Consider the following 16751-nt stretch of genomic DNA (forward strand, 5'->3'; position numbering starts at 1 on the left):
AGTTCCCCGTGACTCGATGTTTCTCGCACAAGCCCCGTTCCATCGCCCTGGCAGCCGCGCTCGGCCTTGCCGCCGCCTCCGCCCAGGCCGCTGACCGCGACGATGAGCTGAGCCTGGTCGTTCCGCCCTGGCCCGGGGTCACCGTCAAGAGCGAGATCCTGGCGCAGCTCGTCGCGCCCCTGGGCTACCAGGTCGAACGCCAGGAGCTCAGCTCCACGGTGGGCTACAAGACCCTGACCACCGGCGACAGCGACGCCTTTCTGGCCGGCTGGCTGCCGGCCCAGCAGGAAAGCTACGACGCCGCCATGGCGGCGGACGCCATCGTCGATCTGGGCAACAACGTGACCGGCGCGCGCATGGGATTCGCCGTGCCCGGCTACGTGGCCGAGGCCGGTATCACCGACGCTTCCCAGTTGGGCGAGGCGCAGAACGCCGAGCGTTTCGAGCACACCTTCTACTCCATCGAAAGCGGCTCCACCGTGACCGACTTCATCCACGCCGCCATCGACAGCGACACCCACGGGCTCGGTGACTGGGAGGTCATGTCCTCCTCGACCCCCGGCATGCTGAGCGAAGTCAAGGCGGCGGTGAACGAACAACGCTGGATCGTCTTCTACGGCTGGACGCCTCACTGGATGATCCCCGAGTACGACGTACACATTCTCGACGACAGCGAAGGCGTGTTCGGCCCCGACAACGGCCGCAGCGACGTCAAGACCATCGTCGCCAGCGAGTTCGCCGAGGCCAATCCCAACCTGACCCGACTGCTCGACCAGTTCGTGTTCAGCGCGCATGAGCAGAGCGAGTTCATCAAGGCCTTCAGCCTCGAGGAGCGTGACCTCGATGAGGTCGCCCGAGAGTGGCTCGAGCAGCATCCCGACAAGCGCGCTGCCTTCCTCGAAGGCGTCACCACCCGCGACGGCGATGACGCCCTGGCCGCCCTGGAGGCGAGCCTGTGAGCGAAGACAGCCGCCAGCAGCGCATCCGCCGCGACCTGGCCGCCGCCTACCGGCTGATGGCCATGGATGGCATGGACGATGGCATCTCGACCCATATCTCGGCACGAGTCGCCCCGGGGCGCTTCCTGCTCAATGCCTTCGGTCTGCGCTTCGAGGAGGTCACCGCCGACTCTCTGGTGACTGTCGACGAGCACGGCCAGGTGCTCGACGATCCCACCGGCCTCGGCATCAACCCGGCCGGCTTTACCATCCACAGCGCCATCCATGCGGCGCGTCCCGACGCCCACTGTGTACTGCACGCCCACAGCGTCGCCGGGGTCGCCGTGTCGTGCCTCGAGCAGGGCCTCGCGCCGCTGAACCAGTGGGCGATGCAGTTCTATCGGCGCATCGGCTATCACGACTACGAGGGCATCGCCCTCGACCTGGACGAGCGTGAACGGCTGGTGCGTGACCTCGGCGTACACATGAGCATGATCCTGCGCCAGCACGGCCTGCTGGTGGTCGGCGAAAGCGTCGGCGACGCCTTTCTGCGCATGCGCGACCTGGAGCGCTCCTGCCAGGCCCAGCTCGCGGCCCAGGCCACCGGGGCGGCGCTGGTCAGCGCCAGTCCTGAGCTTTGCGAAAAGGTCGCCCGCCAGTACGACGACTGGGCCGCGAGCCCCCAGGGCACCGAGCTTGCCTGGCGGGCGGAACTGCGCCGCCTCGGCATCGATGCTCCCGCCGCTTCCGACAACAAGGACCCTTCACCATGAAAGTCTCCGCCCTGACCCAACGCATCGCCGGCGAAGGCACCGCGGCCTGGGACATCCATGTGCGTGCGCTGAAGCGCCAGGCCAGCGGTGAAGACATCACCGTACTGTCGGTGGGCGATCCCGACTTCACCACCCCCGCCCCGATCATCGAGGCGGCCAAGCAAAGCCTCGACCGCGGCGCGACCCACTATGCCGACGTCCAGGGCAAGGGTGAGCTGCGCGAAGCCATCAGCCGCCACTATCGTCGCCATCAGGGTGTCGAGGTATCCCCCGAGCGGCTGATCGTGATGGCCGGCGCCCAGTGCGGGCTCTACGCCACCGCCCAGTGCCTGCTCGATCCAGGCGACGAGGTGATCGTGCCGGAGCCGAGCTACGTCACCTACGAGGCGGTGATCCAGTCGACCGGTGCAACACTTGCCCGAGTGCCGCTGCGGCCAGAGGCCGGCTTCCGACTCGACGTGGCCGATATCGCCGCCGCGATCACCGACAACACCCGGGCGATCCTGCTCAACAGCCCCCACAACCCCACCGGACAGTCGATGACACGGCAGCAGTGGGAGCAGATCGCCGAGCTGTGTCACCGCCATGACCTGTGGCTGATCTCCGACGAGGTCTACGCCGAGCTGATCTTCGAGGGCGAGCACCACAGCCCGCTGGCGCTGCCCGACATGGCCAATCGCAGCGTGGTGATCTCGAGCCTGTCCAAGTCCCACGCCATGACCGGCTGGCGGCTGGGCTGGGTGGTCGCGCCCGAGGCGCTGATCGAGCACCTGGACAATCTGGCGCTGTGCATGCTGTACGGCTGCCCGGACTTTATCCAGGACGCGGCGATCACCGCGCTCGACAGCGACCTCCCCGAGCTTGCCACCATGCACGCCGCCTACCGCGAGCGCCGCGACAGCGTCTGCCGCGCCCTCGACGGTGCCGACTCGGTCAAGGCGATCTGCCCGGACGCCGGCATGTTCGTGATGGTCGACATCCGCGCCACTGGTCTGTCATCGGCCGAGTTCGCCGATGGCCTGCTCGATGACTGCGGCATCTCGGTGCTGTCCGGTGAGGCCTTCGGCCCCTCGGCGGCTGGCTTCGTACGGCTGAGCCTGACCCAGCCCCCGGAGCGCCTGAGTCGCGCCGCAACACGGCTTCGTGAATTTGCCGATGCCTGTCTTGTCACCAGCCCCTGAGTCGCCTATGCCACCATCCGTCACCACCAGCGACGACTTGAGCCCCACCTCCCCCGTGGTCGAGGCTCGTCACCTCGTCAAGCGCTACGGGGACACCAGCGTGCTGCGCGACGTCTCCCTGAGCGTCGCCGAAGGCACCGTGACCACCATCATCGGCGCCAGTGGCTCCGGCAAGAGCACCCTGCTGCGCTGCATGAACCTGCTGGAGCGGCCCCAGCAGGGCAGCCTCTCCATCGCCGATGAACGCATCCGCTTCACCGAGCAGGGCCCCCGCAGCAGCCACACCGACATGCCGCTCAGTCGCCATCAGCTGCAACGCCTGCGCGGCAAGGTCTCCATGGTATTCCAGCAGTTCAACCTCTGGCCGCACCTGACCGTGCTCGGCAACGTCAGCGAGGCCCCGGTGCGGGTCAAGGGAATCTCACGCAGGAAGGCCAACGCCCTGGCCGCCCACTATCTGGAGCGCGTCGGCATGGCCGAGCGCGCCGACGCCTACCCGGCGTTTCTCTCCGGTGGCCAGCAGCAGCGTGTGGCCATCGCCCGAGCGCTGGCCATGGAGCCCGAGATCCTGCTGTTCGACGAGCCTACCTCAGCGCTGGACCCGGAGAGGGTCAACGAGGTGCTGGGGGTCATCCGCGGCCTGGCCGACGAGGGGCGCACCATGCTGATGGTGACCCACGAGATGGCCTTCGCCCGGGAGGTATCCGACCAGATCGTGTTTCTCGACCGCGGCGTCGTCGGCGAAGCCGGCCCCCCCGAGCGCATCTTCGAACACAGCGACAACGAACGCTGCCGGCGCTTCATCGCCCCCGCAGCCTGAGTACCCGTCACACAACAACCAGGAGTTCCCATGACCGTATCCCATTCCCTGCGCCCGTCAGCCGACCTCGCTCGTCGCCTTGCCCTGGGCGTCGCGCTCGCCACGACCCTCGCTGCCGCCACCATCGGCAGCGCCCATGCGACCGACCAGGCAGCCAACCAGCCTGCCCTCCAAACTGCTGGCGAGCCCCTCAAGATCGGCATCTCCGCCGAACCCTATCCGCCCTTCACCTACACCTCCTCCGACGGTGACTGGACCGGTTTCGAGGTGGAACTGGCATCGGCCATCTGCGACCAGATGGGCCGTGAGTGCGAGATCACCCCGACCGGCTGGAGTGGCATCATCCCCTCGCTCAAGGCCGGACGCATCGACATGATCATGAACTCCATGTCGATCACCGAGAAGCGCCTGCGGGTCATCGACTTCAGCTCGCCCTACTACTTCACCCCCGGTGCCTACGTCGCCGCCCGCTCACTGGACATCGAGCCGCCCGAGGGCCTGGACGGCAAGGTGCTGGGGGTGCAGAGCGCCACCACCAACGCCACCTACGCCCGTCGCGCCCTGCGTGACAGCGGCGTCGATATCCGTCTGTACGACCAGGCCGAACAGGTCAATCGCGACCTGCTCTCCGGCCGCCTGGACCTGATCCTGGCCGACGAGATCGCCATGATCGAGCTGGTCGAACGCGATGAAGCCGCCGACTTCGAGATCAAGGCCACGGCGCCGCACCACGAGGCCTACGGTGAAGGCGTCGGCATCGGCCTGCGCCAGGAGGACGACGCCCTGACCGAGGACGTCAACGCCGCCATCAAGGCGGTCAATCAGCAGGGCATCTGCAGCGAGCTGTCCGAGCGCTACTTCGGCACCGACGTCTGCGTGGGCTAGGGCTTGTACGAAAAGTGTCTGCGCTCGTGTGAACGACGCTTCTGCCTGAGGCCGTGGCCTGGTCGAACGCCGGCAACAGCCGCCGGATGCGCACCAGGCCCGCTGCCATCGCGACTTTCACCCACGACGAGAATGCCCCATGAACAACGCTTCTCAGGAGGGGCTGGCCGACTGGGCCGGACCGATCCTCGACGGCGCCCTCACCACCCTGCAGATCGCCTGCCTGGCCTACGCCATCGGCGTGCTGCTTGGCTTTGTCGGTGCCGCCTGCCGGCTGTCTCGACACGCCTGGCTGCGCGGTATCGGCGGCGCCTACTCCACCGGCGTGCGTGCGGTGCCGGAGCTTCTGCTGATCATCCTGCTTTACTATGCCGGCTCCCAGGCGCTGACCGCTCTGACCAACGCCCTGGGCCTGCCCGGGCAGGTCGCCATCAACGGCTTCGTCACCGCCGTGGGGGTGCTGGCCTTCGTCCAGGGCGCCTACATGACAGAGGTGTTCCGCGGCGCCATCTCCGCCATCCCCAAGGGCCAGCTCGAGGCCGCCGACGCCTTCGGCTTTTCCCCCTGGGCACGCTTTCTCCACATCACCCTGCCGGCGATGCTGCCCAACGCCCTGCCAGGGATGTCGAACCTCTGGCTGATCCTGATCAAGGACACCGCCCTGATCAGCGTGATCGGCTACAGCGAACTGTTCTTCACCATCCAACAGGCCGCCGCCAGCACCCGTGCGCATTTTCTGTTCTACGCCGCCGCCGGTGTGCTCTATCTGATGATGACGCTGTCGTCCAACCTGGTCTTCGCGCTGATCGAGCGCCGGGTCAGGCGTGGACAGGCCCAGAGCCAGGAAACCTGATATGCGCTGGTGTCATTTCATTGCGCCCTTTGGTCGTTCACGGCATGTCAAACGCGGCCAGCCCCACTCTCACCTCCAGCCCCGGGAGACCTGATATGCGCTGGTGTCATTTCATTGCGCCCTTTGGTCGTTCACGGCGTGTCAAACGCGGCCAGCCCCACTCTCACCTCCAGCCCCGGGAGACCTGATATGGACTTCAGCTGGTTGAGCGACCCTTTCTATCAGGAATACCTCATCGAAGGCCTGATCAATACCCTGTGGCTGCTGCTGGTATCGGCCATCGCCGGCCTCACCCTGGCCGTCGGCATGGCCATGGCACGCATCAGGGGCCCCCGACCGCTGGCCTGGACGGCCACGGCGGTGACCTCGGTCATTCGCGGCACCCCATTGCTGGTGCAGCTTTTCTTCTTCTACTACGGCGTGGGTCGGCTGCTGGAAGGCATCCCCGGCATCCAGGACAGCATCTTCTGGGGCTTGCTGCGCGACCCGTTCTTCTACGCCACCCTTACCTTCACCCTCTCGGTCGGCGCCTACAGCGGCGAGATCCTGCGCGGCGCCCTGCTCAGCGTACCGCCAGGCGAGCGCGAGGCCGGGCGGGCCTTCGGCCTCAACCCGTTCCAGGTATTCTGGCGTCTGTGGCTACCCCGCGCGGTACAGTTGTGTCTGCCCACCCTCACCGGCGAGATGATCCTGCTGCTGAAGTCGATCCCGCTGGTCTCGACCATCGCCATGATGGATCTGCTCCAGGCGGCCAACATCATTCGCGACGAGACCTTCCTGACCTACGAACCGCTGCTGCTGATCGCCGCCGTCTATCTGTTGCTGACCATCGTGCTGACGCTATGCCTGCGTCAGGTCGAGCACCACTTTCCGGGGGTACAACCGGCACGTCGCGCCTGGCGCCCCTTTGGACAACCTCGTCGGGTGTAAAGGCGCTTCGCCATCCGCACCGGCATCGACGCCCATGTTGATGTGACCTTTCCGCCTTTCCCTGTGCCGGCAATGGACCACCATTTGCTGGCACACCTCTGTCGATGCCCCTCTACCAGATGCTGGCTCACGGTTGTCCGCCCCGCCAACCAGGTAATCGTCTTTGCGGGCCGCCTGTGATTTGTGTTGATTTTTGGTGCTAAGGCTTACTTTATATGCTGAAAAGTTATTTTCGCATCCACCCTACCTCGAAAAAGGTAGCCGCCAGCCCTCAGGTGAAGGGCTAGGTACCGGATCACTGTCCCCTACCATAGTCCTGCCCCCAACGTTTTGACTTGAGCATTTGCCTCCCCAATTTTCCGGCACAGAAAGAGATTCAGCGTCTATGTTTAGGGTACTGTGCAGATATGTTAGCCAAAGCGTCATCTGCCATCGATACAGTGACAACAAGGAAAGGCAGGAGTCGGTATGAAGGGAACTCGTTCACGGCTGATCGCGCTGGAGCCACGCCTGCTGTTCGATGGTGCCATGGCGGCCACCCCCGACCCCGCCAGCGATGGCGACGGTGGGCAACCCAACCAGCAGTCAACGGACGGCGACGACCAGGCACCGGCCACCCAGGGCGACAGCGACAGCCCCCGTGGTAGCGGAGCGCCGGCTCGCCATCTGGTGGTGGTGGACGCCCGCCTCTCCGACGCCCAGCGCCAGACGATCCGCGATGGTCTTGCCGACGACGCCGAACTGCTCGAGGTCGACGCCGACGAAAACGGTATCGAGGCCATCACCGCGGCCCTGGCCGGCATGGACCAGGTCGAGAGCGTGGAGATCTTCAGCCACGGCGCCTCAGGACAGTTTCAGCTCGGCGATACCCGGGTCGGCAACGACACTCTCACGAGCCTGACGGCGAGCCTCGGCCAGTGGCGCGAGGCACTGACGGCCGACGCCGACCTGCTGCTCTACGGCTGCCGCATCGGCGCTGCCGACGCAGGCCTCGAACTGGTGGAAGGTCTCGCCAGCGCCACCGGCATGGACGTGGGCGCCTCCACCGATGATACCGGCCACAGTGGCCTGGGCGGCGACTGGGAACTGGAGCGTCAACAGGGGCAAATGGCTGACGACCGTGGCGTGGCACTCGCCGCCCTGGCACCCTTGGATGGCCTGCTGGCCGACGCCGAGCCCATGGCGTCGCTCGGCGAATCTGCAACAGAGGTGCCGCTGGGTGAGGAATTTCAGTTCACCGTCAGCGTGTCCAATGCTTCCACTGCCCAGGAGGGCTACGCCCCCTTTGTCCAGTTGATCGTGCCCGCCACCGGCAAGGACGGCGCCGGCGCCGAGGTCGACGATGGCGTCATCATCACCTCGGCAAGCTACCTGGGGGGGCAACTCGACCTCTACCAGGTGACCTTCGACGCCAACGGCGAGGCGGTGCACCCCCTGGCAAAGGACGCCAATGGCGACCCGATCACCGTGCTGGCCTCGGCCTATGGGGCCCAGGCCGGCGACACCCTGGTGGTGGCGGCACTACCCTTTGCCAGCCTGACCAGCGACCAGCCAAGCATCGACGTTACCTTTACCGGCGAGCTGAGCGAACTGGCCGATACCTCCCAGACCAACGGCAGTCCGAACCTGGTCATCCAGGCCATGGCCGGCTTCGAGCTTGGCAACGACGCCCTGTCCAACCCGGAACAGGACCCCAGCCTGATCGGTAGTGCGGTCGCCTTCACCATCACCCCCACGGTCATCGCGGTGGAGCAGAGCCTCGACATGAGCGAGGGCGACACCACCACCGGCGAGAACTACCCCCACAGCCTGGTCACCACGGTGCGCCCGGCAGGCGCCGGGGCCACCGCCCAGACCCTGACCGACGTGGTCATCACCCAGCCGGTGCCGACCAACGTTCAGGTCACCGCCATCGATCCCGGCAACGGCACCCTGACCTCCATCACCCTGGCCAGCGGTGGCACCTACACCGACGCCTCGGAGATCCAGGACTTGATCGACGGCGACGAATTTATCACCTCCTACACGGTGACCTACGCCAACCTCACCGAGGCCCAGTCCAGCCGGGTAGACTTCTATGTGCCGGAGACCGATGCCAACGGCGACCCTGTCCTCGACCCGGTGACCGGCAATGACCAGACGATCACCTTTGGCGCGCCGACCGGCAGCGGCGTCTGGCTGCCGCTGGACGATCGCGACCGCAATCCCGACGACCCCGACGGCAAGGTCAGTTTCGAGGGGACCGGCGATGCGCTGAGCTTCGTTGCCAAGTCGATCACCCTGGAAAAGACCGCCACCCTTGCCATCGATACCGGCACCAGCGACCTGACCCCGGGTGATACCCTGGAATACCAGCTGGAGATGGCACTGTCGGACTACTTCGCCTTCGGCGAGGACACTCAGCTCGACGGTCAGTTTGTCGTCACCGATACCCTCGGCAATGGCCAGACCCTCACGGGTACCCCGACGCTGATCCTCTACAGCGGTGATGACGCCACCACCATCGATCTGGTGGTCACCACCAGCGTCAATGCCGATGGCACCACCACCCTTGTCTTCGATATCGCCCAGTCGATCGAGAACGCCCTGGATGACCAGGCCTGGCTCGCCGGCGACGCCGCCTTCGATGGGGTGATCGACGCCGGCGCCACCCGTGCGCTGATCAGCTATCGCGCGGTCATCGATGACGCCTACGCGAACGTGACCGACCACCCTGCCATCAACGAAGGCGACAGCCTGGGCAATGCCGCCGAGGTCGATGCCACCCTGCTGCTCAACCCGAACAACCTGACCGGCGAGAGCGAGACCGACGACTCCAGCACAGCGCTGACGGTGCCCACCGGCCAGGTGGACATCGCCATCGAAGGAGGCGTCAGCGAACTGGCCCCCGGCGACCAGGTGACCTTCACCCTGCGCTACGAGCTGGTCACCGGCGACCACGAAAACTTCCAGTTGATCGCCTACCTGCCGCTGCCGCTGCTCGACACCTCGGGCATCAGCTGGACAGAAGGGACTGGCCCCGGCCAGTGGTCCCTGGCAGCGGACAACAGCTGGGCGGGCGATATCACCAGCGTAGCGAGCGGTCCCGGCAACGCCATCGTCTTTACCCTGGCAGACCTGACCACGACAGAGGCCAGCACCATCGCCCTGAGCTTTACCATGACGGTGGGGGATCAGCCCTTCGCCGATGGTCGCTCGCTGGATGTGCTGGCCGAATCGCGCCAGACCACCACCCTCGACAAGACCGAACTGGTGACCCAGGACGTGGTCAAGGTGCAGTCGGTGGCCGAGCCGGTCGTCACCATCACCCATGGGGTGGTGTCCTCGACCAACGGCAGCGTCAGCGGCACCAGCGGCAGCTGGAATGCGCCCGGCACGGCGGGTGCGCCCTTCACCGGCAGCATTACCGACCCGGCGGCGGTGGACGGCGACGTCACCGACATCGACGCCGGCGACACCCTGCGCCTGGCCACCCTGCTCGAGAACACCGGCGGCGGCGGTGCCTTCGACGTGACGACCGAGATCGCGCTGCCCACGGACCTGGCCTTTGTCGGTGGCAGCCTGGGCGGTGCCAACCTGACCCTGACGCTCGGTGACGGCAGCGTGCTGATCGAGGGCACCGACTACAGCGTCAGTGGCAACACCATCACCCTGCTCGACGACAGCGGCCAGGCCACCCTGCAGGCCGGGCGGGATGGCAGCGCCAGCGACGCCGCCGGCACCAACATCATCGTCATCACCTACGACGTGACCGTGGCCGCGGCGGTCAGCGCCAGTCGCACCCTCGGCACCAAGGCAACGCTCACCAACTACGCCAGCGTCGACGGTGGCAGCGACTTTACCCCGACGGATCTCGATGACGACGCCACCCAGCAGGTGGCGGCGCCAACCATCACCACCACCTTCGCGGACGGCGGCGCCGCCACTGACGACGACTCAAGCGCCAGCCACACCGACGGCGCCGACCTGGTGGTCGGCGAGTCGATGCTCTACGACATCGTGGTGACCCTGCCGGAAGGCACTACCCAGAGCCTCGTGATCAACGACCTGATACCACCGGGCATGGCGCTGGATACCAGCTTCAATGGCTCGGGTTACGAACTGATCACCCTGGCCGCCGACAGCGACAACCTGAGCGCAGACTTCGCCGGCAGCGTCTCCGTCAGCGCGCTTACCGGCAGCAGCGGCACCCTGGGCGCTGACGGCGTCGATGCCCAGTACACCTTCAGCGCCGCCAGCGCCACCGGCGACAACGACACCGGCAACAACACCTTCGTGCTGCGGGTACGCCTGATCGCCAGCAATACCCTCGACAACCAGCAAAGTACCGAGCACGAACACAAGGCCAGCCTCACCTACCAAGACGTCGACGGTGATGAGGTCAACGGCAGCACCGCCGTGGATCGCGACGTCAGTCAGCCCGGTACGGGCCCGACCACCACCCTGGTGGAACCCACGGTCACCATCGAACAGGCGCTGACCACTCCTTCCGATCCGGGCCTTGGCGTCGATGCCGATGACCCCGTCAGCTACACCATCACCTTGTCCAATACCTCGGGAGTCGATGCCTTCGATCTGGACGTCAACGGCGACATCTCGCCCGAACTGGTGTCGCCCACCATCAGCCAAGTGACGATCAATGGCTCCGTCATTAACGTCAGCGGCGCCGACAATCCCTTCGAGATCACTGGCAACGCCACCGACGGCTATCAAGTCAGCGTCAAGAGTGGATTCGATCTCGACCTGGCGGACGGAGACGTCGTCACCCTGACCATCGAGGGGACGGTATCGGCCAATGCCCCCAACCAGGTGACACTGGACAATTCGACCAGCGTGCAGTGGACCAGCCTCGACGGCGACCCGGCAAGCCCAGTGGTCGAGCGCACCGGCGCCGACGGCGAGCCTGGCGTCAATGTCCTCAATGACTACCGGACCAGCGATACCCTGGCGATACCGGTGGCGAGCTATCTGGATATTTCACGCATCGGTGGCCTTGCCAGCACCGGCGACGCCAGCGACAGCCAGGCCGCCAGCAACGACGTGGCGGTGGGCGAGATCATCCGTTATAGGGTGGTAGCCCTGGCCCCCGACGGCGACAACCAGTCCTACAAGCTTCAGGTGACCCTGGATGCGGGCCTGTCCTTTGTCGACTTTGGCGATAACCGCGTCAACCTGGCACTGATCTCCGACGCCGGGGGGCTGTCGAGTTCGGCACTCGACATTCGGGGCATCGGTGATGACTTCAACGAGGCCGGCGACGAGACCAGCGCCCTGGCCCAGGCACTGACCCTTGGCCAGGCGGTGTCACCCACGGCAATACAGCTGCACGCTGCCGGCATCCTGACCATCACGACTGTTGGCGGCAAGCAGGTGCTCACCTTTGACTTCCGCCGGCTCGAAAACAGCGAAACCGCCGACGCCAATCGCGAAGGCATCTCCATCGACTTCAACGTGCGCGTCGACAATGTGTCGGGCAATCAGTCAGGCGACCAGCTCGCGGTGGTGGCAAGGGAACTGATTGACGCGAGCGGAGGCGGGGCCGACACGGTCCGGGGCGAGAGCGCCACCCTGATCGAACGTATCGTCGAGCCGTCCTTCACCGACATGACCAAGACGGTGGTGGCCTTCGATCCCGCCCCGGATGACACCACCGGTACCGCCAGCGTCACCGTTGCCTTTACCCAGAACGGCGGCATGCCCGCCTATGACGTCAAGCTGACCGACGCCTTTCCCTCGGGCAGCGGTTATGTCATCGACAGTGTGGTCATCGATGGCCAGAGCTACAGCCTGGGCGGCCTGCCGGCCGGAGTCACGGCCAGCGCCACCGCCTCGGGAATCGAGCTCACCTTTGCACAGCTCGAGCCGGGCAGCGAGGTCAGCGTGTCCTATCGCGTCGAGGTACCCAACAACGCGGTGGTGGCGGCCACCGCCGCCGAGGCCCGTCTTGCCTGGTCCAGCCTGCCCGACGACGGCAGCTTCGATGGTTTTGGTGGCAGCGATGTCGGCGTCGACGGCACGGACAAGGGCGAGCGTACCGATGCCGACGGCAGCGGCGGGCTCAATGACTATGTGTTGACCGCCGGGGCGAGTCTCGGACTTGTCGAAGGCACGCTGTGGAATGACACCCTTTCCGCCGACGCCAGCACCGCACCCGATGGCGATGGCCTGGCCGGCGTCAGTGTGACCCTGACCTGGGCAGGCAGCGATGATACCTTCGGTAACGCCGACGACGTCAGCTACACCACGCTCACCGACGCAAACGGCAACTACGCCTTCGGTGTGCTGCCCAAGGGCAGCTATCGGATCTCGGCTAGCGAAAGCCTCACCGACGCCACCTCTGGCGAGCTGAAGGCGCGCCTCGACTCAGATGGCGGCACCTTCGGCGACGGCAGCCTGTCGTTGATCACCGGCGCCGTCGACGGTGCCACCACCTTCGACGCCGATATCGGCTATGTCGAACTCAACGACGCCCCGGTCCACGCCTTGCCGGCCTCGCCGGCCTCCGGCAACGAAGACACCGAATTTGCCATCTCCGGCATCTCGATTGCCGATCCCGACGCCCTGACACCCGGTACCAGCGGGGCCCAGAACCTGACCACGACGTTGAGTGTGAACAACGGCACCCTGAACGCTTCCAGCGCCGGTGGCGCCAGTGTGTCAGGCAGTGGCACCAGCGAGCTGATCCTCACCGGCAGCGTCACCCAGATCAATGCTGCCCTCGCCACCCTGACCTATACCGGCAACGCCAACTTCAACGGCAACGATACCCTGACCATCGTCACCAGCGACAACGGTAACTTCGGCGACCACCCGGACACCGGCGACGGCACCCCCGGCGAGAGCGCCGACGCCCTGACCGACCGCGATACCCTGGCCATCGAAGTGATCGCGGTCAACGACGACCCCATCGCGACCAACGACAACGCCATCGCCGTGGAGGCCGGGGGACGCTTCAATCTCGGCGGTATCGATCCCAACGGCCTGGTCATCCTCAATGATACCGACGCCGACCTCAATGACGCCGACCCCGACGTGCTGACGGTGGTCCGGGCGGGCACCACTGCGGGCTCACTGCAGGCGGTCAACAGCGACCCCGCCTCACCTACCCTTATCGTCGGCACCTACGGCACCCTGGTGATCTCCTCGAGCGGCTCGGCGGAGTACCAGCTCGACAACGACAACGCTGCTGTCGAGGCTCTGAGGCTGAGCGGCAATACGCTGCCCGAGTCCTTCGTCTATGAAATCAGCGATCGCGCAGGCGTCACCTCCCAGGCCACCATCATCATCACCATCGAAGGCGCCAACGACGCCCCGGTAGGCGTCGACGACAGCGGCGTGGCCATCGAGAAAGGTGGCATCAACAACGCCACCGCCGGCCAGGACGCCAGCGGCAATGTGCTGAGCAACGACACCGACGTCGACCTCAACGGCGAGAGCAAGGCGGTGTCCGGGATCCGCGTTGGCGATGAGCCTCTCGGCGTCTTTACCGACGTAAGTGGCGCCACCGACGTGTTCGGCAGCTACGGCATCCTGACCATCACCCCCGATGGCAACTACCGCTACGTCGTCGAGGACGATACCGCGGCGGTCGAGGCCCTGGCGGCAGGCGAGACCCTGAGCGAGACCTTCAGCTACCGGATCACCGACGCCCTGGGACTCGATGACATCGCGGTGCTGACCATCACCATCGAAGGTGCCCAGGACAACCCCGTCGCCACCGACAACACCACCAGCGCCCAGGCACCGTCCACCGACGGTGCCACGCCAGCGGTGGACGGCACCGGCAATCTGATCGGCGATAACGACGGCGATGGCGTCGACGTTGACGTCGATGCGATCGACCAGGGCGCACTCGCCGTCGGCGCCATTCGCCCCGGCAGCGAGACGGCCGGCGGCGCCATGACCAGCCTCGGTGGCGTCAGCGCCAGCGTCGATGGTCAGTACGGGCGCCTCACGGTAAACGCCGACGGCAGCTACCGCTACGTGGTCGACGGCGACAACGCCGCCGTACAGGCCCTGGCGGCAGGCGCCACCCTGAGCGAGACCTTCACCTATAGGCTGATCGACACCGCCGGCAATCCGGACCTGGCCGAGCTGGTCGTCACCGTCACCGGCGCCAACGATCCGCCGAGCCCGGTGGCCGACAAGGCCATCGCGGTGGAGGCCGGGGGTACCGCCAACGCCACCCCAGGTGACGACCCCAGCGGCAATGTCCTGACCAACGACGACGACGTGGATGGACAGACACTGAGTGTCGATCAGGTCCGCTTCAACACCACCACGGTAAACGCCGGCCAGCCGCTGGCCGGACGCTACGGCACCCTGACCCTGAACGCCGACGGCAGCTTTTCCTATGTGGTCGACAACACCAATCCGACGGTGGAGGCCCTAAGAACCGCCAACGATACCCTCACCGAGGTCTTCGTCTACCGCAGCGTCGATCCCCTGGGTGCCAGCACCACGGCGCGTCTGACCGTGACCATTCAGGGACGCGACGACGCCCCGGTGGCCGCCGACAACATCGCCTTGGCGGTGGCCGACAACGACCTGGGCACCGGCCGCGATCCCAGCGGCAACGTGCTCGACAACGACAGTGATATCGACGCCGGTGACCGAATTGCCGTCAGCGCTGCCCGACCCGGCACCGAGGCCGCAGGCGGGGCCCTGTCCCCCCCCAGCGCCGGCACGATAACCCTGACAGGCCAGTACGGCACCCTGACGCTTGCCACCGACGGCAGCTACACCTACGCGGTCGACCAGACCAACGCCGAGATCCTCGGGCTTGGCCCCCTGGAGTTCCGCCGCGACATCTTCACCTACGAGGCCCGTGATCTGGCGGGACTAGTGGACCTGGCGGAACTGACGGTGTTCGTGCGCGGCCAGAACCAGGCGCCGCTGCCCGGCGCCGACGATGGCCTGGCGGTGGAGGCCGGCGGCCGGGACAACGCCACACCCGGGGCGGACGCCGTGGGCAATGTGCTCGACAACGACAGCGACGTCGATGGCGACATCAACCTCGGCGTCAACCTGCTCGGCCCCAACCTGACAGTGACCGGCGTTCGCACCGGCGATGACCCAAGTGCTGGCACCGAAGGCACCCTCGGCAACGCCCTTGTGGGCCGCTACGGCAGCCTGGTGATGGAGGCCGACGGCAGCTACCGCTACCAGGTCGATGACGACAACCCGGAGGTCCAGGCGTTGCGTCAAAGCGGTCAGACCCTGGTCGACGTCTTCACCTATGCACTGGAAGATCGCTGGGGCGGCCCCGCCAGTGCCAACCTGACGATCACCATCGATGGGCGTAACGACGCACCGACGGCCCGCGACGACAGCGGCGACGCCGTGGACATCGGCGGAGGCGCGAGCCGCCCCGACGCCACCGGCAATGTGCTGCCCAACGACACAGACGTCGACGCCGAGCGCTACGGCGAGACCCAAAGGGTCACCCTAGTGACCCAGGATGGCGTCACCGCGGCGCCCGGCGAGCGCCTGGCGGGCCGCTACGGCACCCTGATCATCGAGGCGGACGGCAGCTACCGCTACTTTATCGACCGCACCAACAGCGAGGTGCTGCGCGCCAGCGGCCTGGGTCCGCTGTTGCAGGAGGTCTTCGTCTACACCCTGACCGACCAGGCCGGCGCCAGCGACACCGCCACCCTGACCCTGACCCTGGATATCGCCGCACCCTATATTCCGATCAGGGATGGCGCCGGGCCCCATTTCCTGCGCCCGGACGATGGGCGCCAGTCGCGCGCCACCCTCGGCGATGTCGACCCGGTGGTCTACGTCACCCCGGAAGTCGAGCGCAACAGCCGTCAGGTCTTCGACTACCTGCGCCTGTCCCACGGCGCCCAGCCCTGGCTGGTCAGGCCGCTGGAGACGCAGATCCCGTCGCTGGCCAACGGCCTGGGTGAGGTGCCAGGCCAGTACGTGCTGCGCGGCGTAGCCTTGAGTCGCCTATATGCCGAGCAGGATCAATTGCTGCTGCTGGGCCGCCACGGCCGCACCGATCTGACGGCGGATGGCCTGCTGGCCGATCCCTCCGTCTACGCTCCCACCCGCGAACAATTGCTGAACAACGCCTCTGGTGCCGACAGCGAACCGACGATTCCGACGCGAAGCTCGACGCCGGGCGACGCTCAACCTGGCTCGGCCGAGGCGCCGCCCCCCGACGCGGCAGATGACGGCCGGCCTGTGCTGCCGCCGGGGGCCGAATGGATCGCCGATGGTGACCAGGACGGCTGGCGCGGGCCAGATGAGACCTCCGGCGCCTCTCCCAGGGTCGCTGCAGGCTTTCGCGCACAACTGACGGCCATGGCCGGCTCCACCGCGCCGCTGCGAGGGGAGCACGACCTGTGAGATTCGAACGAC

8 protein-coding genes are annotated in these 16751 nt (G+C 66.4%); all 8 read left to right on the forward strand.

Annotated elements, in window-relative coordinates; all coding sequences use genetic code 11:
• The first annotated feature begins 47 nt into the window (after positions 1 to 47).
• The 8 genes from C9F12_RS21305 (at position 48) to C9F12_RS21340 (ending at position 16739) form a co-directional block, all read left to right on the forward strand.
• A complete protein-coding gene (locus C9F12_RS21305) occupies positions 48 to 959 on the forward strand; it encodes an ABC transporter substrate-binding protein (protein WP_231498688.1) in 912 nt (303 codons plus the stop codon).
• On the forward strand, positions 956 to 1711 hold the full coding sequence (locus C9F12_RS21310; protein WP_108450135.1) for a class II aldolase/adducin family protein: 756 nt from the start codon (positions 956 to 958) through the stop codon (positions 1709 to 1711). Before C9F12_RS21305 ends, C9F12_RS21310 begins: the two co-directional genes overlap by 4 nt.
• Positions 1708 to 2892 (forward strand): pyridoxal phosphate-dependent aminotransferase, encoded by a 1185-nt coding sequence (locus C9F12_RS21315; RefSeq protein ID WP_108450136.1) that lies wholly within the window; start codon positions 1708 to 1710, stop codon positions 2890 to 2892. Before C9F12_RS21310 ends, C9F12_RS21315 begins: the two co-directional genes overlap by 4 nt.
• 7 nt (positions 2893 to 2899) lie before the next feature.
• Positions 2900 to 3712: an amino acid ABC transporter ATP-binding protein gene (locus C9F12_RS21320; protein ID WP_108133341.1), complete on the forward strand. Its 813-nt coding sequence runs from the start codon at positions 2900 to 2902 to the stop codon at positions 3710 to 3712.
• Positions 3713 to 3742: 30 nt separating this feature from the next.
• Positions 3743 to 4597: a transporter substrate-binding domain-containing protein gene (locus C9F12_RS21325; protein WP_108450137.1), complete on the forward strand. Its 855-nt coding sequence runs from the start codon at positions 3743 to 3745 to the stop codon at positions 4595 to 4597.
• A gap of 139 nt (positions 4598 to 4736) precedes the next feature.
• Entirely contained in the window at positions 4737 to 5450 is a 714-nt protein-coding gene (locus C9F12_RS21330) for an ABC transporter permease subunit (protein ID WP_108450138.1), read from the forward strand.
• A 189-nt stretch (positions 5451 to 5639) separates the two neighbouring features.
• On the forward strand, positions 5640 to 6380 hold the full coding sequence (locus C9F12_RS21335) for an ABC transporter permease subunit (RefSeq protein WP_108450139.1): 741 nt from the start codon (positions 5640 to 5642) through the stop codon (positions 6378 to 6380).
• Positions 6381 to 6848: 468 nt separating this feature from the next.
• Entirely contained in the window at positions 6849 to 16739 is a 9891-nt protein-coding gene (locus C9F12_RS21340) for a VCBS domain-containing protein (RefSeq protein WP_108450140.1), read from the forward strand.
• The last annotated feature ends 12 nt before the right edge of the window (positions 16740 to 16751 follow it).

Origin of the sequence: Halomonas sp. BN3-1, from assembly GCF_003056325.1 — a bacterium.
GTDB lineage: Bacteria > Pseudomonadota > Gammaproteobacteria > Pseudomonadales > Halomonadaceae > Halomonas > Halomonas litopenaei.

Coding starts and splice junctions, on each gene's coding strand:
- C9F12_RS21335 (WP_108450139.1), top strand. CDS start 5,640: ATGGACTTCAGCTGGTTGAGCGACCCTTTCTATCAGGAATACCTCATC.
- C9F12_RS21320 (WP_108133341.1), top strand. CDS start 2,900: ATGCCACCATCCGTCACCACCAGCGACGACTTGAGCCCCACCTCCCCC.
- C9F12_RS21340 (WP_108450140.1), top strand. CDS start 6,849: ATGAAGGGAACTCGTTCACGGCTGATCGCGCTGGAGCCACGCCTGCTG.
- C9F12_RS21330 (WP_108450138.1), top strand. CDS start 4,737: ATGAACAACGCTTCTCAGGAGGGGCTGGCCGACTGGGCCGGACCGATC.
- C9F12_RS21325 (WP_108450137.1), top strand. CDS start 3,743: ATGACCGTATCCCATTCCCTGCGCCCGTCAGCCGACCTCGCTCGTCGC.
- C9F12_RS21315 (WP_108450136.1), top strand. CDS start 1,708: ATGAAAGTCTCCGCCCTGACCCAACGCATCGCCGGCGAAGGCACCGCG.